This is a genomic window from Paenibacillus sp. FSL H7-0331, assembly GCF_001956045.1.
Map to the genome: position 1 here is coordinate 1 of NZ_MRTH01000062.1, position 25,294 is coordinate 25,294.

The window sequence follows — 25,294 nt, forward strand, 5'->3', positions numbered from 1 at the left end:
ACTTTGGGGTATCTCACTCCCATTGAAGCTAGAAAAATCCCCTCATAAATATTGTCCAGTTTTATGTTGACAATCCACATTAGGAGGTTTTGTGGGAGGTTGTGTTTGCGCGAGCGTTGAGTTTTGTTGGTTGTTTCTGTAGCTTACGAAAGTAACTACCTACAAACGATTACGTGAGTAGCTGGCCATCTTACGGGTACGGGTAATCTCCACGGAACGGGCCGCGCGGATCTCGCGCAGCTGCGAGCTTTGTACATCTGCGCGATTTTCTCCGCTGTCACTTGCATCAAATCGGTCACCACCCGGATTTCACGGCCTTCGAAATCTCGAAAAATCACGACCCGTGGCGCTTTTCCGAACGGTATTGAGGGATTCCGAGCTGGCAGGGCTTGTTTTGTCATGCATCACTCGCTTTGACCAACTCTCCACGGCGCAGGGAGAAATTGAAATGGTCTACAAGCAGCATGTCAGACCTGAATCGAAAAAGCTGTTCGCGGATGTGAAGACCAACGTTCTGCCGGTTATGCAGGATCTGTACCGACACCATGATATAGGCGAATGGCACCACGAGGGTAGAAGGAAGCTGCTCTATTATACCGTAAATGTCAGCGCGCTGAAGCCTTACGATGCGCTGACACGCAAGGATTAAAAACGGTGTTATGGAAAGCGTATTTCGACCAGGGAAATGAATTCGTCCTGATCCACATGTAGCCAAGCAATATGGTGAAAGAAAACTCAACGCCATCACCGTGATGAACGGGAATAACAGCATCAACCTTGACGGTGGAGTTAACTATTACGTGACTCCGGAGTATCCTCTGCGATGAGCAGGAGCTGCTTCCGCATCGGCTGTCATGCCGATGGAGACTGTATACAAAGCCGATCAGATGCTCAAAGACAAAGTGCCGATCTTTCTGAATCCGGCTCCGCCGTCCAGCTAGATGAAGAAATATTACGTGGCGTGGATTACTTCACACTAAATGAAATCGAGTGCCGTCTTTACGCGGATGTCGAGATTCGCTGCACGGACGATGCATTTGATGCACTGAATGTTTTACGTGGCAAAGGAATTCGCTATCCTCTCATTACGTTGGGCGAGATGTGGGTTGTGTAATTTAAAGGTACCGAGAATGTGTTCAAGGAAACTTGCAGGGTAAGGTTGTTTATACCACCGTGGTGGGGATACCTTCTCCGGCACGATGGTCGCTATGATTATCGTATTGCGGTTACTCGATTCGGAGCCCAGGAACGGGAGAAAAGGGTATTACCAGTTTAACCTGTTGTGAGCTTTATTTTTTTGTAACCCCCTCTTAGCCGCGATCCAAACACTGTGACCCAGTTTACTGCAGTCGATTGTACAGAATCATTTAGCTAAAATAGGTGTTCGGTATTATTCGGTTAGAGGCCAGCTGGAAGATCCTTTTACAGATAGTGGTGAAAAAAATCACAATGCTAAAAGGCTAGAATGATAGCAAGGTGATACTTAATAGAAGGAGCATTTTATTACATTCCCGACGAGTCAACATAATAAATAATACGTGACCGATGTCACTGAGACTGTGATCTTTAAGCTTAATCCCGGCAGCCTTTTCTGAGATTTAGGTGCAGCTTTTACAAAAAGTTTATCAATCTTATCATTTTCCAATGGTACAATAATTTGGTAGTTGTACGAATGCTATGATGTGTAGATGTATGCACGCAATTAACAAAATGAAGAATAACAGGAGGGAATTAATGATGAAGAAAACGGCAACAATGAAGTCGATATTGGCCAAGACGGTACTCGCACTTTCACTGGTCCTGCCTTTACCGGTGGGGCTTACTGTAGGATTTACCACAGTATTTGCTGAAGGACCAAGTGACCCGGCACCTTTTATTACAGCTAAAGTGGTTAACGAGAATGCGGGCAAAAAGGTATTGTTCGATAACACGCACGGCCAAACGGCTGGTGCGGCGGATTGGGTTATTGATGGCGGATTCTCCGATTTCGCAAATGGACTTGCAAGCAGTGGCTACGATGTAAAAGAACTCCGTAAATCGACTCCTATTACATTTGACGATCTAAAGGATTATCATGTTTTTGTTATTGGAGAAGCTAATATTCCTTATAAACAAAGCGAACAAGCTGCCTTGCTGCAATATGTGAATAACGGGGGAAGCATTTTCTTCATCGCCGACCATTACAATGCGGACCGTAACAAAAACCGATGGGACGCTTCCGAGGTGTTTAATGGTTACCGTCGTGGTGCTTGGGCAGATCCAGCGAAAGGCATGAGTAGTGAAGAGCGTAGTTCGTCGGCGATGCAGGATATTGCCAGCTCGGATTGGTTGGCAACGAACTTCGGCGTACGCTTCCGTTATAATGCCTTAAGTGATATTATAACCGATCAGATTGTAACACCAGAGCAGGCATTCGGAATTACTAGTGGTGTATCAACGGTGGCTATGCATGCTGGCTCGACCCTCGCAATTCTTGATCCGACAAAGGCCAAAGGCATTGTATATTTGCCCCAGACGAACCAAGCTTGGCCTAATGCTGTGGATCAAGGAGTCTATAACGGTGGAGGCATAGCTGAAGGGCCGTATGTTGCGGTGGCCAAATCTGGAGCGGGGAAAGCGGCGTTCATCGGTGATTCATCCCCGGTTGAGGATGCAACGCCCAAATATGTTCGGGAAGAAACGGGGCAATCCAAAACCACGTATGATGGCTTTAAGGAGCAGAACGATGCAACACTACTCGTGAATACAGTGAATTGGCTTGCCAAAAAGGAAAGTTATACGTCCTTATCGCAGGTAACGGGGCTGCAACTCGACCAGCCGACGACGCTATCTGCATCTGAGTCTCCAGCTGATTCCACGGAACCGCAGGCAGAGCCGTGGGCTGCACCTGCTGCTGGATATAAATGGTGGGATGCATCTACGTTCAAGCCAGGTTCCTATGGCGGCCCTGCTGCGGTTGCGAATCCGGCTTACGGCTTTGTTAAACAAGCCCAATTGCCGAATGCACAGGACTTTCAACTGAGAGTTACAGCTGATAACCTGGCTCCAGGTACAACACTTTCGGGGTTTTCTCTGGGTATTTATTTAACCGGAGGCACACAGGTGGCAATGGTGCAGAATACGGATGGCACTTGGCCGACGAGCTATGGATACAGCAGCTCTTTTTCTTTAACTGCTAATAATACAGGCCATGCCTATAAAGATCTTACTGTTCGTATTAAGTCGGGTACGAGCGGAGCAGCTAATCTTCGCTTTAGACAAGGCAGCAGCAACCTGAAAACGGAATCCGTCACGCTAGCCAATGTTCCGCCCGAACTGCTTCCGCCGGACGGTCCGGTAATACCAGCTCAAATCACCATAGCTGACGCACGGTCGAAAGCAATAGGTACCACAGTTACCGTAGAAGGAGTTATCACCACAGAGCCCGGCTCTTTCGGCGGGCAAGCATTTTACCTGCAGGATGCAAGTGGAGGCATCTATGTTTTTCAAAGCCAAACAGGGTTTCATCAAGGCGATCTTATCTCAATTTCCGCACCGACGGCTTTATTTAACAGTGAACTGGAATTGACAAGCCCGATTAATATTAAAAAGACAGGAACCGCGGCTCAGCCGGCTAAACAAGTCGTTACCTCCCTATCGGAAGCGAATCAAGGCCAATTGGTCGAATTACAAAATGTTAAAATTCAAAATGTGGTCAGTACTGCTCCGGTTGGAACTTTTGAATTTGATGTCGTTTCCGGCGCAAACTCGACCCATGTACGTGTAGATGGACGTACGGGACTTAACCAAAGCACATTCCCTTACCACGAGGGACAAGCTGTAACAGTTGGTGGCGTTTCTTCGATTTTTCAAAGTACTTATCAACTGAAGCCAAGAGGTATAAGTGATTTCTCAGCCGATACTATAGCACCGGTAACTACCTATCAGTTATCTGACACAGTAAATACGGATGGTTGGTATTCGAAGGCTGTTACTGTCACTTTGTCAGCTTATGACGCTGGAACAGGAGTTTTCGTTACACAGTTGAATCTTAACAACAGAGGGTGGGTGGCATATACAGCACCGGTTATCATTGATGCAGAAGGCACAAATATGCTGAAGTTCTATTCCATTGATGCTTCAGGCAATACGGAGTCTGAGCAATCGGTGCCACTTTCAATCGATAGAACGGCACCCATTGTTACACTAACGGAATCAGGGCAACCGGTCCATGACGTAATGTCGGGTGTCACGCTGAGCTTTGCACTTAAGGCTGAGGATGCTTTATCAGGTGTAGCTCAAAGTAAGCTTTATCTGGACGGAAAGGAAATTGGTTTGACCGAAACCGTTCCGACATCTCGATTCGCTCTTGGTTTGCATACAGTGAGCTACAACGTAACCGACCAAGCCGGTAATAAAGCCGAGCAAAGCTTCAACTTCAAGATCGGCACAAGCTTCGAAACGATCCGCACGTTAATCGGACAGTTTGTCCGTGACGGGCAAATCAAAAATAGCGGGATCGGGCAATCCCTGCTTGCGAAGCTGGAGCAAGCCGAGTCCCAGCTTTCCAAAGGTCATAAAGAACAGGCATTTAAGCATATGAACGATCTGCTCTTAGCCGTGAATAAAAAACAGGATAACGCTAATCTGTCTGCAGAGGCGGCAGCTGCGCTTACTCAGCAAATCAGTTTTCTGCTTGCGCAGGGATAGGCAACAACATATGAAACAGGTAATGAAGTCATGGGATGGAGCAAAAAACGAGATTATGTATGACGGCATTCGCAGGGGTCACTTACAACGACGGCACCAAGAAAACATTTCCATTGAGCTATGAAACGTTGTTCAGACCCGGCGATATCATCAATATGATCGGGACAGATCCATTGGTTGAAGAGGCAAATATGTGGATGAAAAAGGAGCTAAGCGGTTTGTACCTGCTAAGCTCCTTTTTTTGGTGTCTACTGCTGCTTTCTTGAGCAGATTATGAGCAAGGGAAAGTCACCCGACTTCGTGGCTTACTTTTAGTAAGCCACGAAGCAGAAATCTATGAACAAGTGCAAGCATAGTCCCTTGCTAAAAGTTGCAAAGTCCTGTAACTTTTATTTCAGGTGCTTGTAATGATCTAACGAATTGAGGCGTCCAAATATGAAAGAAAATAATGTCAGGGAAATTAGGGTATCTGATTATCATGATATTTATTTGTTAAATCAAGACTTTAACTCGCGTCTGTATGTATTTTCCGAAGAGAAAGTAAAAGAGAAGATTGAAATCATTACAAAAGAAACTAAAGATATCGTCTTTGTATACGAACAAACCAAAGAGGTAATAGGATATATTCATGGAAGCCGGTATGAATTACTTTTTTCCGACTCTTTAGTAAACGTCCTGGGATTTGTTGTGAAAGAAAGTTATAGAAATCAGGGAATAGGAAGCATGTTGATTGAGCGTCTTGAACAGTGGGGAAAGGACAATGGTTTTTCTGGAATGAAACTGTTATCCCATCCAAGTCGAATACATGCTCACAGGTTCTATGAACGACGAGGTTATATGTTTACAAAGGACCAAAAAAATTTCATAAAGAAATTTAAGGACTAAACGAACGGGAGACGATAGTTTTACTGACACAACGAATAGACGGCAGCCGGCCATGTGTTCGGCTGCCGTTGTTCGTTGAAGTGGCAGGATAATACAAACTGTTCATTTATAACAGCTATTGACTGCCGACTGATATCGGTAGTCTTTGCTGCATTAATAGGAGGAAAGCTGGGGGGTGTTCCTGTGGAAGTCGTTGAAACTGTACCAATTCTTGTGGAGGAAATTCGCTCTTGGAGCCGTGAGGTGTTGGGAAAGTGGGTGGAGGACGACTATGTAGTAGAGACATGGACGGATATCGCCTTAAACTTGGATTTGATCGGTGATTTTACGAGAGGGAACGCTCGTTTGGAGTCCATCGTGGAGCGTATTCGGAACGGGCAGATAAGTCGTCGGTTGGAGATAACAACCCAACAAATCACGCCCCTCTCCGCGCGTGTATTCTACGTATCGCAATTGGCCGGTTGAGGTGGCAAGGAAAGGCGCGGTACTTGCAACTTCAATCGCAGACATCATTAACTGGACGTACGTTGACGTCTTTATCGGCGGCTATCGGATGGGTGATTTCGGACTCTTAGCGGTAGATGAACGGGGGAGGCCGCTGGGAATCGTTGAAATCGGGTTCAGTCCGCGACATAAGCTGGCGTTTTACGGCGTCAGGGACCGGTTACGGACGCATGAGGAGCGCGATTACGTTTATTTAGAACCGCGGCGGTTGAGAGCGAAGGTTAAGATACGGAATTGGACGCGCGCAAGCTTATTACGGTCGCCGGCGTTCGTGGACTTCGTTGTTTAACGCAAAGAGATGTAAGTTTTATACGTCTAAATCTAATTCTTTAATAAGAAAATCTCCTTGTTCTACTATCATTACTTTCTTTTCCTTTGTGGGGTCCCATCCTTTTTCTATGGTGTACTTTACTAATTTAGCGCAAACATTTTGCTTATGAAGGTTAATATGCCAAGCTGCTGCCCAGGTAAATGAAATCAGAACATGAGATGTTTTGGTTCTTGATGGGTAGATTTTAAAAGTAACAAACTCATGTTTGGTGTTTGGTCAATTAAACAATGGAACGCGCATCCGTCAACTATGATTTTCTTTGTTTCCTTTGTAAAAAGCTTCATGAAAATCCCCCCAGTTGATGAATAATTTACGTTGATAACGATGGTTGCGGCTCATACCCATATCGCGACGTCGGACATAGAATAGGCTGGCCAAAGATAGCGGGGAGACGTAATGATCGTTAGGCATGGCGGATTCTCCTTTGTTTGTGGACTTCGTTATCTAGATCATTCCGAGGTTTTTTCTGAGCATCCATACGAGCCCTATAACTCCGCCTACAATCACGCCGGCGATCGTTAGAAATACTAGAAATATGATTATGACTACCCGCTTAATACGTTTCTCCCGCGTTACTTGCGCACTTGGTTCTTCCACGCGCTTCATAACAGCCGGGCGTCCGCTACAACGGTAGCAGTATCCGGGATTATTATCGTTATGACAATTCATGCACAGTCCTTCTCCGCATTGGACGCATGTTGTTACTGCGTTGACTTCCGTATGCGCCGAACATTTCGTTTTGATACGGACTCCGCTCGCCCAGAACCCGTGATTAGCGCGCATTATCGATACCTCCTAATACTAGCCCGCATGCGTTATTCAACCGCTATTCCGTTTATTCCCGTGACCTTACCTATGATTTGATCGTTTTTTATGAATCCTATATCGCGGCTGTCAGCGCTGTTTGAGCGGTTATCCCCCATAACGAAGACTGTACCGTCGGGAACCGTTTTCTCCGGAAAATTACGAGTATTGTACGGTTTTCCTTTGGCTGATGCTGTGTCTACGGCGGCCTTTAAATACGGCTCATCCAGTACCTGACCGTTCACGTAAACACTGTCGCCTTCCACGCGGATTGTTTCGCCAGGGAGCGCTATAACGCGTTTAATATACTTCTTATCTTGGGCAGCGTTAAATACGATGATGTCGCTGTGCTTGATATCGTGTTTTAAATAATACTGCGTGTTTACGGATAATTTGTCCTGCGCTTGAACAGCAGGCGTCATGGATGGGCCTTCCGCAATATACGGCTTTACAAAAACATGGTCGGCTGAACCGGAGATAAACGAAGAGACAATAATTACAATAGAGATAATAAGTTGAGTTACCATTTCACGAATTCCCTTCTGCTAATGTAGATTAAACACGGCCAGTCACTTAACCATTATGTAGACTATCAAATGTGCGATGCCGATCCCTATCGCAATACGAATAAGCACGCGTTCCACTTTCCGTTGTTTTTCCGGTACGCTGGACTCCGTCGGGAAAATCCGTGTTAATTCGCAGCCACAACGGAAACGGTGACCCGGCTTACATTCCGCGCATAGATTGTCCCGACATTGAGCGCATGCGTACAACGCGGCGGTATCGTTATGGAACGTACATTTCATCGCGTGTTCTCCTTTAACGCAAAAATCCGCAGAGTTCTTCTCCGCGGATTCTTCGTCATACCGGTGCTTCCGGATATATCCATATATTACTATATTGTGGAGGGACGCGCAATAACTAATTTACAGCGTTTCCTTCGCAGGATAGGCGGCCTTTATCTCGTCAAGACTATCGTATTTTTCCGTTTCGAATACGATTATGGCCGGGCTTTTAGCGGTGCGGTCTTTTAAAATGTGACCGTAATAGCGGCCGTTCTTTTCGAAGATGACGATGGTACGATTGGCTTCGTTTAGTAGCGAGTAGCGTTCGATCATGTGCGTGAGCCTCCGTTTTTCGCTGTTATGGGTGTGGTAATTTTGCCACTATTTCTATCACATTTCTAACTAGTGATGCAGCATTATTAGCTGAAGCCAGGTGTTTGCTTAATTTCTCTATTGCACTACTCTTGTCGTCTATTTTGCCCTCTTCAATCGACCGAACAGCGCTCTGAAGTGCATCAACTAAGTCTTTCAGTTCCGATATTTGCGCTGAGACTGACTATTTGTTTTGATTTTGAGCGTATGCTAAGTATGCCTCACTGCCTTCTCGTTTCAGGTATATACCGATTATGCTGTTATTTACCTTTTGAAACTCAACAAATCCTTGTTTCTCAAGTATATCTAACTCTTGCTCAATGCCAAATTGACTCTTTTTTATATCAGAGAGAATCCAACCTATCGGAATTGACCTTTCTTTAAAGCGAGGGGTTAGTTTTTCGAGCACAAAAATGATTTGCTGTTGTGTTTTATTCATAATCAATGGATCAGTCCCTTATTAGATAATAGAAGTAACGTCAAATAATTCCACAAATTATTACAATTATCAAGATTGTATCATACAAGTCCCTGTATGGACTTGTATTTTGTGCGGTTAGTTACTAATACGTTAAAGAAAGGTAATAAGAAGGTGATGACGCTGTTGTTTATCTGCTTGGCCACTCCTATGCTTCCGGAAAATCCTCCCAAACTATTGAGGGCTTCATGGGTGCTGAACAGGTGACGAGGGCGGAGGCAGTTCAATGGTTTAGAAAACTACAATTAAAAGGAATGAACCAATTACAACAAAGACCTGAATCTCCCTCCGATCGAAGCTTGCTAAGTAATCTACCACCTTCTCAAAGCGATGAAATGCCGGACTTTGTATTTACTCAGCTCACCCTGGAAGACTTCAATTTGAATGATCCAATAAGAAACATTAGTTTCAAAATGGGAAGTTCAAGGGAATCTATTGAAGAGCAAATAGGCATTTCTACAGAGCAAAACTATTCTAAATACGATACCTATGGGCGACTATTCATTCATTATGACGCAAACGGACTTATGGATAGTTGGTACATAAGCGATTCGATTCATTTACCTTTCCAGACAAACAGAGGGGTCAAGCTTGAGGAAAGCACTTACTTTGATATCTTGAGCATATATGGAACTGCAGGAGGCGATTTTAATAATTATGGATTATCCCTTAATTATTTATACGAGGAAGTTGACGGGAAGCTTGTACCACGATTTTCTCGTTATGAAATTGTCGATACAGATCATGCATATAACCTCTCTTTTATTATTGACAAGAAAACTTATAAGGTCAATTATATTCATGTTTCAACTTATAACTTTGGCTATATAGAGCCCATTGAGAAGTATCTTAATAAGAAGAAGTAACTTTATTACTATTTTGTAGCCAAATACCTATCGAATTCAATTACGGAGGTTGCCATCCGAGAAAAAATATCTTTGATGTGCAGTAAAATACATAATGAAGAGTTTGCAAATGTCATCATGTTTTTAACTCATTTGTCAAAAGATCCGTTTATCCTCAATGAATTATTTGGATATGCCCAACAAATATTTGCAGATACCATACCCGCCACTTTAGATAATGAGGAAGTAACTGCTTTTAACAGTTTAGTTGGAGAAGTGCCAAAAATGGTGTATCAGAATATAGAAGTCAAAAAGCATCGTGAAGAACGGCTGAAAATGAAGGACGAAATCGATCGGAGCAAAAAAGAGGTTGCCACTGCTTCGTCGACAAACCCGATTCCAGAAGCTGAAGGTGAAGTAGCTGAAGGTGAAGATTTTGAAATGGACTTTGCAGATAAACTGAATTTGGGATTCAAGATGGTCGAAATTATTGGGCAGATTTTGAAAAGTTATTACGGTTCCATAAAGGCAGATGAAAAATATATTTTATGTGAGGAAGCCTATATGCTGGGCTTACGGTCATTAAATTCTTTTTTATCGATACTCAGTTCAGATATTGAGGCCTTTTCCTCGCATTTACAGTCTATCATGGCACAAAGGCTGAGCAAAGAAATGGATAAAGCCGAATTCGAGAAGCAAGTAAGAAGGTTGTTATTTAGCATTAGTTGTGGTATATCCTTGCAATCGATAAAGCGAGTATCAGATTCTGTGGGATCGGTAACATTATATGAAACTTTTAAAAAAATATCTGCTAGCCATCCCACAACGGCTGTAAAGTTGATAGAAATATCCATTAGATTAGACCAGTCAAGGACCTTGCCTTTTAACGAGTTAAAACGATTAAAAACGGAACTTGAAAGTAATTTAATGGCATACAGCCTTCTACGTGGCATAGTTATTAATCACATGTACATGTTTAATGCGTCATTCAAAGAAAAACAACAAATTTGCGATCTCCTTGCGATATCCATGAAAAATCAGAGGTCTATTGAGTTGCTTTCACCACAAATGTAATACACCAATTACCTCTCGAGCTAATCTGGAAATTGAACTATAGATGGTTGTGAGGAATGGCGGGATGAGTATCGTAACCAATAAAAATATGAGGCTTGGACGGACTTTCAAGGAAAGACGAGGTTACGCGTTTTGTTGATTTGAGAAGCCCCTGCCTATAGTCATTAGAGATTTGTCGCGTATCTACGCGGCGGCCAGTCGGCCTTGGTCTTCAGAGGAGTTTCAGGGAAGCGTATTCAGAAGACAACCCTGCACTGCCTAGCCGCATCGCGGCCAGTCGCTACGCTCCTTTAAGGCAGTGAGGGTTCGTAGATACACAAACGTTATAAGAAATTGCCGCAATAATAGGGGGTATATCAAGATGTTCAAAATAATTAATCCTGCAATGAACTATGGTGGCAAAGCGGATATTATTCAAGCAATTAAAAAATACATCCAAGAAGGAAAAGACGTTAATGATCTGAACGAAACTATTTTTGAGTCTATATACCGTCCACGCCAGATTTAATTATTAGAACAAGTGGAGAACAGCGGCTAAGCAACTTTTAGCTTTGGCAGTCCTCTAAATCAGAATTAATGTTTGTTGATACTTTATGGCCGGATTTTAATATGGAGGTTCTTAAGCAGGCTTTATTAAATTATCAGAGCAGAAAGATTTTGTAGGTATTTTCAGAGAAGGCGCCAACATCTTATAACACCATGTTCCCACTGCGGCTCCTACGGAGCTTCGGTCTGCAAGAAGAATTTCGAGGAAGCATAATCAGCAGACACACCTGCACCGACTAACCGCATCGCGGCGGCCCTAAAGGGCTTAAGGTGGTGGGACGTCAGGAATACGGAAACGTTATAAGAAATCCCCGCAAAACAGATAATTTTTAATCCTTACTAATAAAGACGGAAGGAAATAATATGGAAATTAACAGTTTTGAACTTTCTGAAATTAATCACGAGAAAATAAAATATGTAGTTTTGCTTGCAGAATTCAAAGAAGAACTGATCATTATAAGAAATAAAGAAAGAACTTTATGGGAGTTGCCTGGCGGGAAGAGAGAAGAAGGTGAACTACTTCTTAAAGCAGCTAGTCGTGAGCTGTTCGAAGAAACGGGAGCAATTCATTTTGAACTTATTCCGTATGGAATATATCAAATGAATGGTAGTTACGGCATGAATTTCTATGCTGAAGTTAAAGAACTTGGAGAACTGCCTAACTATGAGATCGCAGAAATAAAATTAAGTAAAACATTACCGGAAAACCTGAACTACGGAACAATTTATTACAAGATGTATGACCAGTGGAATGAAATTAAAAGCAAGAAAGAGTTTAAGAAATATAGAGTGAATTATAAAGACGAAAGAATTAAATATGAATTTTGAGAACAGTTCGGAGAGGCGGGGACATCTTATAAAACCGTGTTCCCATTGCGAATAGAGGTCAAGGCCTCACTCGATAACATCGAAACAAAAGAGATGACACCCTAAACAAGTCAAAGGCTAAACAATGTTTGTCTCGCGGCACCAGGACACAAGCATAGGTGTATATTCGAGGAAATGTGAAGATGATAGTGGAGAAGAAGGTTGTCTATTATCGCAACCTGCACTAAGCAAACGAATCGTTGAGGGTCCAAAAAGGGTAGCTTGTCCCGCTTTTTATCATGCTCCTCTCTTAGTCACAAGCTAAGAAAACGTGAGCTTTAAAAAAATTAAAAAGCAAGCAAAGTGTTCCATACAGGGAGGTAAGAAAAAATATTTACATACGATCAAATGTCATTCAACAGTTGGAAACGATAGCTGAAAAAATCGGATAATGGGCTGGTTAGCGTGAGGGTCGGTAGAAGTTGCGGGGCATACGCCCCTGGGTTTACCCGTGGTATTTCAGGGAAATGAAATAAGCAAATAGCTCTACGAACCTAACCGTGTCACGGCCGGCAGCAAGCTGCCATGAGGTTCTCGGGTTCGTAAATACAAGAACATTAATATGACAAACAGAATAAGTAAAAGGATGATGGACCCTGGAGATTTCGAGCCCTGAAGACTTTATAGACCTAAAACTGAATAAATATATAGAACTACTTGAGAATTTTCAGGAATTAGGAAATAAAATTCTCTCAGAGGTAACATTAGAATCCCAAAGAAACAATAAATCTAAACCATCTCTATTTATTAGCATAGTGATGATAAATAGAATGTTAGAATGCATGAGTTCTATTAAATTATTAATATTATTAGGACACAAACGAGATGCTGCTAACTTACTGCTGAATCTAATCGAGTTAAGATTAGATCTTATTTATATAAGTTTAGATGATAACCACGCTAATGAATGGCTAGATCACGATAAAGAACATGTAAAACCATGGAAGGTTATAGTATGATTATTAGCTTTGGTTAAAGTGCATTATATTAGAAAAAGTTTGATTGGGTTTCCAATAGATAGTCTGTAACATGGATGAAGCTGAAGATCCGCTCCCCTTGGAGTGGGTCTTTGATTTTCTATTATGGTTTAGTACTAAAGATATATATTGAGAAATACTCACTGGTCAGTCAAGGATCATGTAAGGATAAATTGAATGATGTAAATTGAGTCGGAATTAAACAAATCTCCATATCTGAACTAGTATAAGTCTAAAGAAATTGAAGTGATGATGTAAAAGATTATTAGCACGTTTTTGTAAGAAAGGTTGATACTCATGATTGAAATAGCCGGAAGCGATATTCAAGAACTGAATGATAGTGACTTAAGAGCTCTTATTGGTCTTCTTTGCGAAGCAGACCTTCATGCCATTGGTCTGTCATCTGCAGGTGTTACATGGGGAGGAGATCAAAACGCCCAAGATGGGGGGATTGACGTTCGTGTTGAACTTACCACTTCTTTACCTAAAGACAGCTTTATTCCTAGACCTAAAACAGGGTTCCAAGTAAAAAGATCAGATATGCCGAGAGCGGCTATCATCAACGAAATGCGGCCGAAAGGTGAACTCAGACCGGCTATTAAAGAATTGGTTGAATCTAGTGGATCCTATATCATTATAAGTAGTCAGGGATCCTGTGCCGACTCGGCTCTGGCAGATCGAAGAAATGCGATGAGGGACGCATTGAATGATTGTTTTGATATTTCAGATTTCAAGATCGATTTCTATGATCGTGAACGAATTGCGGGATGGGTCCGAAGTCATCCATCCCTTACTCTTTGGGTAAGGGAAAAGCTGGGACGACCAGTTCAAGGATGGCGAGCATATGGAAATTGGGCAAACTCTCCAGGAGGAATCGCAGAAGTATATCTCCTGGATGGACAAGTTCGTCTTTATCATGATAAAAGTGTTCGTTCGGAGGGAGTTTCTGCAATAGACGGTATAATTGAACTTCGAAAAATGCTCCAGAGTCCAGCATCTTCAGTTCGATTAGTAGGACTTTCAGGTGTAGGAAAAACGAGATTGCTCCAAGCCTTGTTCGATGATCGTATAGGTGAAGGAGCTTTGAATAAATATCAAGTGTTTTATTCAGATGTTAGTGATAGTCCAACCCCAGACCCACGTCATTTTGCTGAACGTTTAGTTTCTCTTCGAAAACCAGTGATACTAGCTATCGATAATTGTCCCCCTGAGTTGCACAGACGTTTAACATCGGTATGCTCGGCATCGGGTAGCTTTGTTAGTCTCATAACAGTTGAATACGATGTTCGTGAAGATCAACCTGAAGAAACCCGCGTTTTTCGTTTAGAACCCAACTCAAATGATTTGATCGAGAAAGTTATTCAGATAAGATTTAAACATATCAGTGAAGTCGATGCACATACTATTGCAGAATTTTCCGGAGGAAATGCGCGTGTAGCTATTGCTTTAGGCAATACCCTGCAACGGGGTGAAACTCTAGCTAGATTACGAGATGATGAGCTTTTTAATCGTTTATTTCAACAAAGAAATATACAAAACAGCACTTTACTGAGGACAGCGGAAGTTTGTTCTCTTGTTTACTCCTTTAGTATTCAAACTAGCGAAGGGGATAACATAGAGCTTGGGCTTCTTGAAGCGTTAATTGGATTGAGTATCCCTGAAATTTATGAGTGTGCAAGAGAACTACAGCGTCGGGAACTTGTACAACAAAGAGGGGGCTGGAGAGCTGTATTGCCTCATGCACTGGCAAACAGGCTTGCACAAAGGGCACTCGAAAATTTCCCGCAGGACACAATATGTAAAATGTTTGAAAATAATGCGCCAGAGAGAATGTTGAAATCTTTCTCAAGACGATTGGGATATTTGCATGAAAGTCAGGAGGCAGTTGAGATTTCAACTAGATGGCTTTCGAAAAATGGTTTATTAGAGAATATTATCAACCTAAATGAACTTGGTATTAGTCTTTTGAATAACATTGCTCCATTAAACCCAGAATTAATACTCATTTCAATTGAAAATGCATCAAGGCAAGATGATTCTCAACTTTTTTTGACTCGTGAAAATGCTCATTATATTGAGTTTACAAGGCTTCTTCGCTCGCTGGCATATGACAAAAACTTGTTTGATCGGTCCGTCGAGTTGCTTTGTCACTTTGCACTGTCAGAAAGTTTGGAGGAAAGTAACAATTCAATAAGAGAATTACTTAAATCATTATTCTTCATTTATTTATCAGGAACATACGCCACACCCCAGCAAAGGCTTAAGATTATCGAGGAATTGGTGGAGTCAAACATTGAGGATCATATTCACCTAGGTATGTCTTTATTAGAGGCTGCATTAGAAACTTGGCATTTCAGTTCTTTTGATGGTTTTGAATTCGGTGCCCGATCAAGAGATCATGGTTATTCACCCCAAAATCAGGAAGATTTTCATCAATGGTATCATTTATTTGTAGAATATACTGTAAACCTGGCTGTATCTGATTATCAAGCGAATTCAAAAGCAAGAATAATTCTGGCTGAGAAATTTAGAGGGCTATGGATAAAAGCAGGCATGTTAACTACTGAAGAAATTCAAAATAATCCAACAAATCTAATTTGATGTGGGAAATACAATGTAGGAACATTTGTGTCGTTAGACAAAACTGCAAGAGAAGAAGATAACAAGGCATTTGGTTGATTTACTAACATATGTACAAAATACGAGTTTTGTGAATATGTATGAAGAAAATCTTCTATTTAAACCCTGACCAACTTTTTTGTAACCAAGCGTCCGCTGAACGAAAAAAGATCTGCCGTTGGTTTTATTATGTTTTCAAAGGATATACGAGTTGTATATCCTTCTCTACAATTAGTCCTTCATACAATGCATGATTATGGTCTGCACCTACAATTGATAAGATTCGTGTTCCTGAATGCTTCTTAATAGCATTTTTTATTCGCTGAATCATTATCAGGTGTCTACATACCCACCTAAATAAATGTGCTTGTGGGTTAACTCGTTCTAACCATTCATACTTCTGTTTCGTAATAGTGTCGTATTCTAATGAATTGAACGGAATAACAGTTGAATCCCATGTGCAAAGCTGTCTCTGAAACCACTGGTCTAACTCAACACTCAATTTTTGCCTTTGCTGCCCGTAATAACTATTAAAAGGGTCAAAATCCATCCAAACATCAGGTTCAACCCAATCAATTGGTACAAATTCATATTTCTTTTCTTCACATAAAGGAAAGATTAAATCCCAATATTCACTCGCAGGTTCTCCCCAATATCCTCGATAAGTGTTGTCTTTTTTGTATTGTTCCCAACTGTTAGGAAGTACCTCACCACAAATAACATCTGGATTGAATTCTAAAATTAACTCCTTTATGAACTCCAAAGATAAATTATACTTTTTCCTAAGTTCATTATCATGAACCACCCCTAAGATTCCTACAGTCGTCATGACAGAACCTCCCACCTTGCCCACATCTCTTGTGGGTTTAATACGTATATTTGGTTTTCCCTAAACATGAATTGGTGCATAATAAATTCCCTTCGAATCGTTGCAAAATCTTCATGGAAATTCTTAATAAAATCATTGATTTCTTTCTCGTTATACTCCCGTCCCTTTTCCAACTTTGACACTAGATGTTCCAATACCATAAGCTTCTTCTTAAGTTGAACTGGCAAACTTTTTAATTCCCCTTTGGTTGTGAAGAAGTTTTTAATGATGGATTCCTTCATTCTTTTATGTTCATCTTCCAAGGTGTCCGTACCTCCTTTGGAATTAGTCTTTCTGTAAATCAGATTTTCTGTAGCGAGGGCGCTATTCTTGATAAAGTAATGATTTAATGAGAAATAGATCGTATTTTTATCCCTTCGCTCGTTAATCAGACTAGCTTCTCTCAGTTTCGAAGCATGATGAGTTATTGTTGCAGGTGTAACATATAGCTTTTCCGCCAAAACTTGACCATTTAGTTCTCCGTCAGCAAGTAGTATTAAAATCTTTATTCTTGTAGGGTCTGCAAGAGCCTTATGATAATTTACCACCTTATCCAACTGCATTAGTGACAACCTCCCCCTTGTAATTTAACAAACATCTAATTTATTAATCATTAAATTAGATGTTATCTGAACAGCAATAATCTGTCAACTTCCTTTAATAGCTTACTACTATTTCAGAAGACATTGTACGTCTAGTCTGGCTCTGTCGAAACCGTTTTTTTAGAAAACCAAGAGCCCAAGCGTTATCACGCCTGAGCTCTTATTAGTTCATCACACTACCAACAATTGCAGGGGATCTTCATAGAGAAAAAATTGCGCATTTCGTTGTCGTTGACTGGGCTCCTGCAGGCTGCTCTTCGAATGCGGAAAAGACAGCGGACTGAAATTGTGCGCCCCCCGCCATATCGCACCGTTGTCGTCGGATAAGTAAAAGTAGACGAAGTCCCTTGAATCGAACTTACTCCAATTCGTCTTGCTCTCTCCGAGCATTCGGTGCAGCGCCGTCGGGATATCCAAGCAGTCCCATTCGACCGCAGTCGACGGCTAGTTCCGCATTTTTCTCCTGTACTCTGTTGGAGTAAAGCCGGTGTGCTTTTTGAACATTTTCGAGAAATGCGCATAATCGGGAAATCCGACTGCCTCACCGATTTCATATACCTTGGTGGACGTCTCCGATATTTGCTGCATGGCTTTGCCCATCCGCAGCCGGGTTAAATAATGGCTGAACGGGATGCGCAGCTCCGACTTGAAGACATGGCTGAAGTTGGCGGACGACATCTCAAAATGGTCGGCGACCTTCGTCAGCGACATCTCCGGATCCCCATAGTGCGCGTCCAGATAATCGATCGCCGCTTGCGCCAGCTTTCCGTAGCCCCAGTTCCGAAAACTGCGAATCAGCTCTTTCATGCCGAGCATTAGCTCCCGGAATGACTCGAAATGAGCGTGGCCTCCCTTTGGCATGCCATTCTCGAATGAGAATCTCGGGCCTCCTTTGATGCGCAACTCCCCTTCCATAAGCGCGATATAGCCGGCCAGCTTTCTTTCGATGGCAGCCGGCGGCCCGCCCGCGTCCCATTCCAAGCGCAGCGCCTCGAGCTCGTTGTCGACGGCCGCTTCGCGCAGGTTCCACAAATCGTCGGCCAGTTGCTCGGCCCGCGCCTTGAACGACCATAGCTGCTCCTTGCTGTCGTGCACGATAATCGTCTTCTCCATTTGCAACTTGTCCCGCAGTCGATCAAGCGCTTTCGTCAAACTGTCCGCATGGACGGGCTTCAGCAGAAAATCAGCCGCACCGGCTCTCAAGGCTTGCTGGGCGTACTCGAACTCCCCGTAGCCCGATACGACGAATACGGCGGCAGTGATTCCTTCCCGCCGCAAGCTTTCCATTAAGGCCAATCCGTCCATGACTGGCATGCGAATATCCGTGATGATCAGATCCGGCGCGTACCTTCGGGCAAACGCCAGCGCTTCTTCCCCGTCCTCGGCTTCGCCGATGACGTGAAAATCTTTCGTTTCCGACTCGATAAGCGCGCGAAGCCCAATGCGCACGACCGGTTCGTCTTCAACGATCAGGATGCTGAACATCATGCTTCCCCTCCCGATAAGGCAATTTGATTTCCACGATCGTTCCCCCTGTACCTGATACGACAATCCTCAGACCGTAAGGCTCACCGAATTCTAACCGAAGGCGGCTGTGCACGTTCCACAATCCGATTCCCCCGAACGTCGCATTGCCCTGGAGCATCTCTTCCTCGGTCACTGCGGCGAAGGCATCATTATAAGCATCCAGCTGCTCCGGCAGCATGCCGCTTCCCTTGTCGATGACATGCAGCACGACACCAGCTTCGTCGAACCACGCCAGCAATCCGATGTAGGAAGGTTTAATGCCATGGCCCTCGTACCCGTGAATGAAAGCATTCTCGACGATCGGCTGCACCGTAAACCGCATCGTGGCGATATCGCCAAGCCGCTCCACATCGAGATCCGCATCCAGCAGCAGCTCCTGGTACCTTTCCTTCTGAATGTACATGTAGTTAAATACATGCTTGATCTCTTCTGACAGCGGCACGGCTTGATCGGGATTGTCGATGCTGTAGCGGAACAAATCCGACAACCAGACGGTCATTTGGCTGATCGGCTTCACTTTCGCGATAATTGCATAAGCGTTAATGACGCCTAACGTGTTGTAAAGAAAATGCGGGTTAATTCTGGCCTGCAGCGCCTGAAGCTTGGACTCCCGCTGCCGGATTGCCATCTCCTTCTCCTTCATATGCGCCACACGATTCACTTCGATAAGCCGATCGATATCCTCCAGCATCCGGTTGAATCCTTTGTTCAAGCTGCCGATTTCATCGTCCCGCGCAGGCGCGCGTACATGTAGGTCGCCGAGCTCGGCTTTCTTCATGAGCTTTAACAGATGCGACAAAGAGCGGGTAACGGAAAGCGAGAAGCTGAATATCGTCAGAAAAGCGAGTACGATCAAAATCAGGACAAGCCCAAGCGTCAAATTGCGAAAATAAATCAGATCGCCGGTCAGCTCCTTCAGCGGTACTTCCGAGACGATCGTCAAGCCCGTTTTGGCCGACTGGTTGTAAACTACGATATGCTTGCTCTGCCCCGTACCGTATGTGAAATACGGCTTGTTAACGCCCTTGATTCCCTGTAAATACGAGTCAGGCAGCCGTTCGCCCCATTTGGCCGAATCCGGGTGATACAGATATCGCTCATCGCTGTTGACAATAGAAATGGTACCGCTTTCGCCAAGCTTCGCATTTTGAATGATATCCGTTATCCGGTTCAAGCTCAGGTCGATAATCAGGTAGCCGGCAGTCAAATAGGTTTCGTTATCGATGATTTTGCGGGTTACCGTGATGACGGGCGTGCCGTTCGTCATGATGATGCCGAGAATGCGATAGTTGTCTTCGCCTTTCTTGTCAATAGCCGCTGTGTACAGCTTCACCCGGTCCGCAAATGCGATGTTGCTAAAGTAAGGACCTTTCAGCGAAATAACGGAAAGCCCGTAGATGTCGTTCCGGTTGTACACCGCGCCGGGGATAATTTCTGATTCGATCCGGTAGCTCATTGTGAAATAGGCGTATTGATCGCTAGGATCTACCTTGACGAATTGCTGGATAACTGAGTGGTTCAGAAGAGGAAGTGTCGCTTTCTTGAAATCGGTCAAATACGCGTCGAGATTATAATTGATTTGCTGCATCAATTGCTCGCTGTTGCGAACGGCGTTCTCTTCGATCGTCTTCATGGAACGGTCATACCAGAGTAAACCAAGCGCAAGAAACGGCACACAAAAATAGCCAAAAAAAATGAACAGTAGCTTGCCTCTGATAGTTGGCGTTTTGATCCGCATGCCGAACCCCCTTATCTGTCCCCACCTTTATCCGTCCCGTTAATCTTACCTTATATATCGCAGCGTGGAAAACCGTTAACTTATTCCTTCAGCGAGCCCAGCATGGCGCCTTTGACAAAATGCTTCTGCAGCACCGGATACACGATCAAAATTGGCACCGTCGCAACGAGCACTATACCCGCTTTCATCATTTCGGGAGTGAACTGCGTGCTGAGCTGAAAATCGCCCATTCCCGTATTCGCTCCGTTCTCGACGATGAGATTGCGGAGCAGCACCTGCATCGGATACAAGTCCTTCGACCGGATGTAAATCGTGGCCGCGAAGTACGAATTCCATTGGTTAACCGCCTGAAATAAGGCGATCGTCGACAGTACCGGCAATGACAGCGGCATGACGATTCTCGCATAAATGCCGAACTCGCCGCTGCCGTCGATTTTGGCGGATTCAAGCAGCTCGCCGGGAATGCCCTCAAAGAACGTCTTGACGATCAAGACGTAAAAAGCGCTCATCGCCCCAGGAATCATTAGCGACCAGAGCGAATTGACCATCCCCAGTTCCTTCACCAGCAAATAGCTAGGAATAAGCGGCACCGGGAAAACAAATGTGATGACGATCAGCTTCAAAATCAATTTTCTCGCCGGCATGCCCGCTCTCGTGAGCGTATAAGCAAAGAGCGAACACAGCAGAAGCGTAATCAGCGTACCGCCAACCGTGATGATGACGCTTACCGTCAAAGCGCGCCAAATCGTATCCAGGCGGAAAATCGATTCGTACACGTCGAACTGCATGCCTCTAGGCCATAAGCCGACCAGCTTCGCGTTCGCATACTCAGGTAAGCTGAGCGAAACCGCGAGCAAATGAATGAGCGGCGCCGTCATGGTGAAGCTGATTGCCGTCAAAAAAATACCGTTCAAATAAGGAAACCAGCCTTTGGAACGGGCTTTATTCATATCCGATCACCCTTTCACCTAGTAGATGCCTTCGCCTGTCGTTTTTTTGCTCAGCGAATTGACCATGACCAAAAGAACCAAGCTGACAACCGATTTGAAAATACCGACCGCCGTCGTGTAGCTGTACTGGCTCTCCAGAAGGCCCACCCGGTAAATATACGTATCGAACACCTCACCGACATCGCGGACAAGCGGATTCAGAAACATGAGCATTTGTTCAACGTTCGCATCGAGCATATTACCGATCCGCAGCAGCAGAAGGACGATGATCGCGGGCATCAGCGAAGGAATCGTAATCGACCACATTTGCCGCAGCCGCCCGGCTCCGTCGACTTTTGCCGCCTCATACAGGCTCGGATTGATCCCCGCCAAGGCAGCTAAATAAATAATCGTCCCCCAGCCTACCTCCTTCCAGATGCTGATCGAGATCACCGTACCGAGAAACGTGCTCGAATCGCCGATGAAATCGATAGGTGCAATGCCAATCTTGCCGATCAACTGATTCATCCAGCCTCCGATATCCAGGAAATTGGTGAAAATACCGCCGACGATAACCCACGATAGGAAATGCGGCAAATAAAGCAGCGTTTGCACCGGACGCTTGAGCCACATCGACTGCAGCTCGTTTAGCAGCAAGGCAAGCACTAGCGGAGCCGGGAACCCGAACAGGATCGAATAAATGCCCAGCTTCAAGGAGTTCCGCAGGATCTGAAAGAAATCGTCATAACGGAACATCTCGATAAAATGATCAAATCCGACCCATTTGCTGTGCAGAAGACCTTGAAACAGATTGTAATTTTGAAACGCGATTAAATTGCCTGCGAGCGGGATATATTTGAACGTAAAAAAATAGAGTAGACCGGGCAGCGCCATCAGGATCAGTACCCAATGTGCTCTTTCAAGCGTACGTTTAGGCAAGGCATGCTCCTCCTCTCGAGCGGGAATATTCCGTAGCAGAACGATAGGATACCTGCTCCATCGATCGGGGCCAGTATCCTATTTGAATGGGACTCCGTTATTTTTTGGTGAAGCCGTTGTACCAATCCGTCGCTTCTTTGATGGCGGCGTCTCCGCCGCGTTTTTTCCATTCGGCCACAAAGCTGTCGAACGCAGAGTCGACCGGTTCTTTGCCTGTGACAACTTTGGCGAACATATCGAGGGACAGCGAGCCCGCAGCGAAGCCGATTTTTAATTCTGGATGGCTTGCAATCGATTCGATCCTCGGCAAATCTTTGCCGGCATTGGGGATGATGCTCTCTTTGGAAATCTCATATCCTTTCGTGATCTTGTCCGATTCCGGCAGCCCTTTGAGTACCAGCGGAGCGGCAAAACCGATTTCGCGCGTATTCAGTGAAAGCTGGTACATCTGGAATGCGTTCTTGTCGGCATTGGCCTTCTGGTTGATGTCGTATTTGACCTGACCGTTTTCTTCCGTATAGTTCTGTCCCTTGATGCCATAGGCGAAAAACTTATCTGCATCCGGGCTGGTGTAGCACCATTCGAGGTATTTCAACACGTTCTCGGTGTTTTTTGAATTGGCGGGAAGCACCCATACGAAGTAAATCTCGTCGGATTGCACCGCGAACCCTTTGTCGCCGCGAGGGCCTACCGGAGGCGCGATCATACTGACAGAAGCGTCGGGCTGGTTCAGGAACGTTTTCTTGATGTTGTCTTTGCCGTAGCCGGCTAGATATTGGTAAACGGCCGCTCCCCATACTCCGACTTCGCCTTTCGCGATCGAAGCGTTCTGTTCGTCTTCTTTCTTCGTGAACAGGTTCGGGTTGACGTAGCCCTTGTCGTACAGGGTTTTATAGAAGGCAATCGCTTCTTTCATCCGTGGATCGATGATATCGGGAACGAGCTGACCGTTCTTTACGCTCCAAACGTTGGCATTGACGCCGAACGCAGGACTGAAAATGTCCGTCCAGATCATGTTGTTGAACATGCCGAGCCCGTACTCGTCGTTCGGATCACCGTTCCCGTTCATGTCCTCCTTCTTCACTGCTTCGAAAAACTTCAGGTAATCGTCGATCGTTTTCGGTGTGTCGATCTTCAGCTTATCCAACCAATCCTGGCGGATGAAGATAGAACGGTCGGCGGGAACGCCGCGCATGACCGGTATTCCGTATATTTTACCGCCTTTGGAAACCCGGGGACTCTTCCAGGCCGCTTCGGGTATTTTCTTCTTTAACGTTGGTGCGTATTTATCGAGCAAAGGCCCCAGCTCCGTGAAAACTCCTTGATCGACCGCTCCACTATGGTTGCTGGAAACAATGCTGTCCGTACGGACCATATCCGCCAGCTCTCCCGAAGCGAAACGGAGAGAGAGCTGCTGCGCGTAATCGCTGTGTCCGAGAAATTCGTAATTCAGGTTGTAGCCGGACAGCTTGCTTAGTTCTTTAATATATGGATCGTCTACCTTCGCTTGCTTGGTGTAAGCGATTTCGGAATGTGAAAGCAGAATGTGGACAGGCGGCGGCGTTTCCGGCTTAACGGTATTCACTCCCTGCGTTTCGGAAGCGGGATTGCCTCCGCAAGCGGTTAAAGCGATGATGCTCGTGACGATTCCCGTCAGGAGGACAACAGTTCTTTTTGGACGATGACCAGAGTGAAATCCTATACGTTTCAATCTTTAAACCCCTCTCATCATTGTATGGTTTTCATCATGGGCCCGATGATTTATGTTTATCTTAGTGTTTCCCACCTCAAAAAGACATGTGCTTTCCTGCAAAATCATGTGTTTTTACAAATGAATTGCATTTCGTTGCCGATGAAGCCCATTTACGCAGCATAAGTATAACCCTCCCCATTATTATCGAAATGGTCGATATCGATCCTGTTATTTCGGAATAATGGACATCTCTATTATAGAATCGCGCCACGCCAAACAAAATAGTACAAATTTGCCTCCATGTCCATTCCTATGTGTAGGCCTGTGAATATGAGCCTGACCCGGTTTGATTGACCTTGTCCAGCTTGGCGCCTTGCGCTGCAATGTAGCGAACGATGTCTTCCTTGCGGTAGTAGAAACGCCAGCCAAGAGACGGTTATAAGTTTTTCTGTTTTGTGGTCGCCAAGGCTACTGCCTTTTATTGAAAACCCAATTTCAATAAAGATTGTTGTATTTCCTGGTCTGCTTTACTTTTGAAAGTTGCAAACTCCACTGTAGATAAAGAATTTGGAAGTTTCAGATCGATTGCCGTTTTGAAAATGCGAAGCTTGTGCAGTAACTGGACAACTACTTGGTTGCCGCCGCGCAAGTCCTGCTCGATCTGAACCCGGTCCAGCAGCAAAAAAAGGGACAATCCCCCGGCAATCAATCATGCCCGCGGAAGTCCCTCTTTCATGCCTTCATTTAAGATTTTGCGCCGATCAGTTTGGCGCTCAGCGGCAGTAGCCCCCACATTAGAACCATTACTTTTTCGCTTGTAAAGCTCTGAGAATGACCGCGACCGCTTGGGCGCGGGTAGTGTTCACTTTTGGTTTCACTGTGCCGTCTTCATAACCGTTGATCAAGCCTTTGGCTGTCGCCGTTGCAAGAGCAGTGCCCGCCCAGTCGGATATATCGGCGCTGTCCGGGAAGTTGACGCTCTTGTCCGTCGCAGCCAGATTGGCGGCGCGAACGACGATCGCCGCCATTTGCTCGCGGGTAATGAAATCGTCCGGTCCGAAACTGTTGTCGCTATAACCGGCAACAATGCCTGCCGCTGCAACAGTCGCAATCGCTCCCTTAGCCCAGTGTGTTTGCGTATCCGCAAAGGTTTTGCCTTCATGCTCCCCAAGCTGGAACGCTTTGACGATAACAGTCACGAATTCCGCTCTTGTGATGTTCG

At 44.7% G+C, this 25,294-nt stretch carries 27 protein-coding genes and 1 pseudogene; 12 read left to right on the forward strand and 16 right to left on the reverse strand.

Going from position 1 to position 25,294, the window contains the following annotated elements; translation table 11 throughout:
• Nucleotides 1–343 precede the first annotated feature (343 nt).
• From BK127_RS39115 to BK127_RS39140, 6 genes are all read left to right on the forward strand, one after another.
• Entirely contained in the window at nt 344–649 is a 306-nt protein-coding gene (locus BK127_RS39115) for a hypothetical protein (protein ID WP_179097775.1), read from the forward strand.
• Nucleotides 650–823: 174 nt separating this feature from the next.
• Nucleotides 824–1,114 (forward strand): hypothetical protein, encoded by a 291-nt coding sequence (locus tag BK127_RS39120; RefSeq protein WP_076238089.1) that lies wholly within the window; start codon nt 824–826, stop codon nt 1,112–1,114.
• Nucleotides 1,115–1,734: 620 nt separating this feature from the next.
• Nucleotides 1,735–4,689: an OmpL47-type beta-barrel domain-containing protein gene (locus BK127_RS39125; RefSeq protein ID WP_256711646.1), complete on the forward strand. Its 2,955-nt coding sequence runs from the start codon at nt 1,735–1,737 to the stop codon at nt 4,687–4,689.
• A 59-nt stretch (nt 4,690–4,748) separates the two neighbouring features.
• On the forward strand, nt 4,749–4,955 hold the full coding sequence (locus BK127_RS39130) for a hypothetical protein (RefSeq protein ID WP_179097776.1): 207 nt from the start codon (nt 4,749–4,751) through the stop codon (nt 4,953–4,955).
• A gap of 169 nt (nt 4,956–5,124) precedes the next feature.
• Entirely contained in the window at nt 5,125–5,574 is a 450-nt protein-coding gene (locus BK127_RS39135) for a GNAT family N-acetyltransferase (protein WP_076238091.1), read from the forward strand.
• Nucleotides 5,575–5,757: 183 nt separating this feature from the next.
• The gene (locus tag BK127_RS39140) at nt 5,758–6,039 is read left to right on the forward strand and encodes a hypothetical protein (RefSeq protein ID WP_076238092.1); all 282 of its coding nucleotides are present in this window, start codon (nt 5,758–5,760) and stop codon (nt 6,037–6,039) included.
• 613 nt (nt 6,040–6,652) lie between these two features.
• On the opposite strand, the gene BK127_RS44280 is transcribed toward BK127_RS39140, so the two are convergent.
• The 6 genes from BK127_RS44280 to BK127_RS39170 form a co-directional block, all read right to left on the reverse strand.
• The gene (locus BK127_RS44280; protein WP_179097777.1) at nt 6,653–6,820 is read right to left on the reverse strand and encodes a hypothetical protein; all 168 of its coding nucleotides are present in this window, start codon (nt 6,818–6,820) and stop codon (nt 6,653–6,655) included.
• 33 nt (nt 6,821–6,853) lie between these two features.
• Nucleotides 6,854–7,192, reverse strand: coding sequence for a hypothetical protein (locus tag BK127_RS39150; RefSeq protein WP_076238093.1), 339 nt, complete (start codon nt 7,190–7,192; stop codon nt 6,854–6,856).
• Nucleotides 7,193–7,224: 32 nt separating this feature from the next.
• Nucleotides 7,225–7,740 carry a signal peptidase I gene (gene lepB / locus BK127_RS39155; protein ID WP_076238094.1) on the reverse strand — a complete coding sequence of 172 codons (516 nt, stop codon included), beginning with the start codon at nt 7,738–7,740 and terminating at the stop codon, nt 7,225–7,227.
• Nucleotides 7,741–7,782: 42 nt separating this feature from the next.
• Complete coding sequence (locus tag BK127_RS39160) at nt 7,783–8,019, reverse strand: hypothetical protein (protein WP_076238095.1); 237 nt, start codon at nt 8,017–8,019, stop codon at nt 7,783–7,785.
• Between the two features lie 120 nt (nt 8,020–8,139).
• Complete coding sequence (locus tag BK127_RS39165; protein ID WP_076238096.1) at nt 8,140–8,331, reverse strand: hypothetical protein; 192 nt, start codon at nt 8,329–8,331, stop codon at nt 8,140–8,142.
• Nucleotides 8,332–8,554: 223 nt separating this feature from the next.
• Nucleotides 8,555–8,809, reverse strand: a complete 255-nt coding sequence (locus BK127_RS39170; RefSeq protein WP_144026696.1) for a hypothetical protein — start codon at nt 8,807–8,809, stop codon at nt 8,555–8,557.
• 293 nt (nt 8,810–9,102) lie between these two features.
• On the opposite strand from BK127_RS39170, the gene BK127_RS39175 reads away from it, so the two are divergent.
• The 6 genes and pseudogenes from BK127_RS39175 (at nt 9,103) to BK127_RS39200 (ending at nt 15,758) form a co-directional block, all read left to right on the forward strand.
• Nucleotides 9,103–9,714 carry a hypothetical protein gene (locus tag BK127_RS39175; protein WP_179097778.1) on the forward strand — a complete coding sequence of 204 codons (612 nt, stop codon included), beginning with the start codon at nt 9,103–9,105 and terminating at the stop codon, nt 9,712–9,714.
• Nucleotides 9,715–9,789: 75 nt separating this feature from the next.
• Nucleotides 9,790–10,767, forward strand: coding sequence for a hypothetical protein (locus tag BK127_RS39180; RefSeq protein WP_076238099.1), 978 nt, complete (start codon nt 9,790–9,792; stop codon nt 10,765–10,767).
• 361 nt (nt 10,768–11,128) lie between these two features.
• A complete protein-coding gene (locus BK127_RS43320; protein ID WP_144026698.1) occupies nt 11,129–11,275 on the forward strand; it encodes an undecaprenyl diphosphate synthase family protein in 147 nt (48 codons plus the stop codon).
• Between the two features lie 44 nt (nt 11,276–11,319).
• Nucleotides 11,320–11,430, forward strand: a pseudogene (locus BK127_RS45275) (undecaprenyl diphosphate synthase family protein); the annotation flags it as partial.
• A gap of 246 nt (nt 11,431–11,676) precedes the next feature.
• Entirely contained in the window at nt 11,677–12,141 is a 465-nt protein-coding gene (locus BK127_RS39195) for an NUDIX domain-containing protein (protein ID WP_076238101.1), read from the forward strand.
• 1,313 nt (nt 12,142–13,454) lie between these two features.
• Nucleotides 13,455–15,758, forward strand: a complete 2,304-nt coding sequence (locus tag BK127_RS39200) for a hypothetical protein (protein WP_076238102.1) — start codon at nt 13,455–13,457, stop codon at nt 15,756–15,758.
• Nucleotides 15,759–15,963: 205 nt separating this feature from the next.
• Here BK127_RS39200 and BK127_RS39205 read toward each other — a convergent pair whose 3' ends face one another.
• From BK127_RS39205 to BK127_RS39245, 10 genes are all read right to left on the reverse strand, one after another.
• Nucleotides 15,964–16,605 carry a hypothetical protein gene (locus BK127_RS39205; protein WP_076238103.1) on the reverse strand — a complete coding sequence of 214 codons (642 nt, stop codon included), beginning with the start codon at nt 16,603–16,605 and terminating at the stop codon, nt 15,964–15,966.
• A complete protein-coding gene (locus tag BK127_RS39210) occupies nt 16,602–17,207 on the reverse strand; it encodes a DUF2087 domain-containing protein (protein ID WP_076238104.1) in 606 nt (201 codons plus the stop codon). The genes BK127_RS39205 and BK127_RS39210 overlap by 4 nt, the downstream gene beginning before the upstream one ends.
• 210 nt (nt 17,208–17,417) lie before the next feature.
• Nucleotides 17,418–17,663 (reverse strand): hypothetical protein, encoded by a 246-nt coding sequence (locus BK127_RS43330; protein WP_144026699.1) that lies wholly within the window; start codon nt 17,661–17,663, stop codon nt 17,418–17,420.
• A 27-nt stretch (nt 17,664–17,690) separates the two neighbouring features.
• Nucleotides 17,691–18,734, reverse strand: coding sequence for a response regulator transcription factor (locus BK127_RS39215; RefSeq protein WP_083689928.1), 1,044 nt, complete (start codon nt 18,732–18,734; stop codon nt 17,691–17,693).
• Complete coding sequence (locus BK127_RS39220; protein ID WP_076238106.1) at nt 18,709–20,511, reverse strand: sensor histidine kinase; 1,803 nt, start codon at nt 20,509–20,511, stop codon at nt 18,709–18,711. The genes BK127_RS39215 and BK127_RS39220 overlap by 26 nt, the downstream gene beginning before the upstream one ends.
• Before the next feature lie 80 nt (nt 20,512–20,591).
• A complete protein-coding gene (locus tag BK127_RS39225; RefSeq protein ID WP_076238107.1) occupies nt 20,592–21,461 on the reverse strand; it encodes a carbohydrate ABC transporter permease in 870 nt (289 codons plus the stop codon).
• Nucleotides 21,462–21,479: 18 nt separating this feature from the next.
• A complete protein-coding gene (locus tag BK127_RS39230) occupies nt 21,480–22,379 on the reverse strand; it encodes an ABC transporter permease (RefSeq protein WP_256711647.1) in 900 nt (299 codons plus the stop codon).
• A gap of 97 nt (nt 22,380–22,476) precedes the next feature.
• Entirely contained in the window at nt 22,477–24,090 is a 1,614-nt protein-coding gene (locus tag BK127_RS39235) for an extracellular solute-binding protein (RefSeq protein ID WP_076238108.1), read from the reverse strand.
• Nucleotides 24,091–24,550: 460 nt separating this feature from the next.
• Nucleotides 24,551–24,766 (reverse strand): hypothetical protein, encoded by a 216-nt coding sequence (locus BK127_RS39240; protein ID WP_179097774.1) that lies wholly within the window; start codon nt 24,764–24,766, stop codon nt 24,551–24,553.
• Nucleotides 24,767–24,875: 109 nt separating this feature from the next.
• Nucleotides 24,876–25,294 (reverse strand): S-layer homology domain-containing protein (locus BK127_RS39245; protein ID WP_144026701.1); only part of this gene is annotated, 419 nt, incomplete at its 5' end.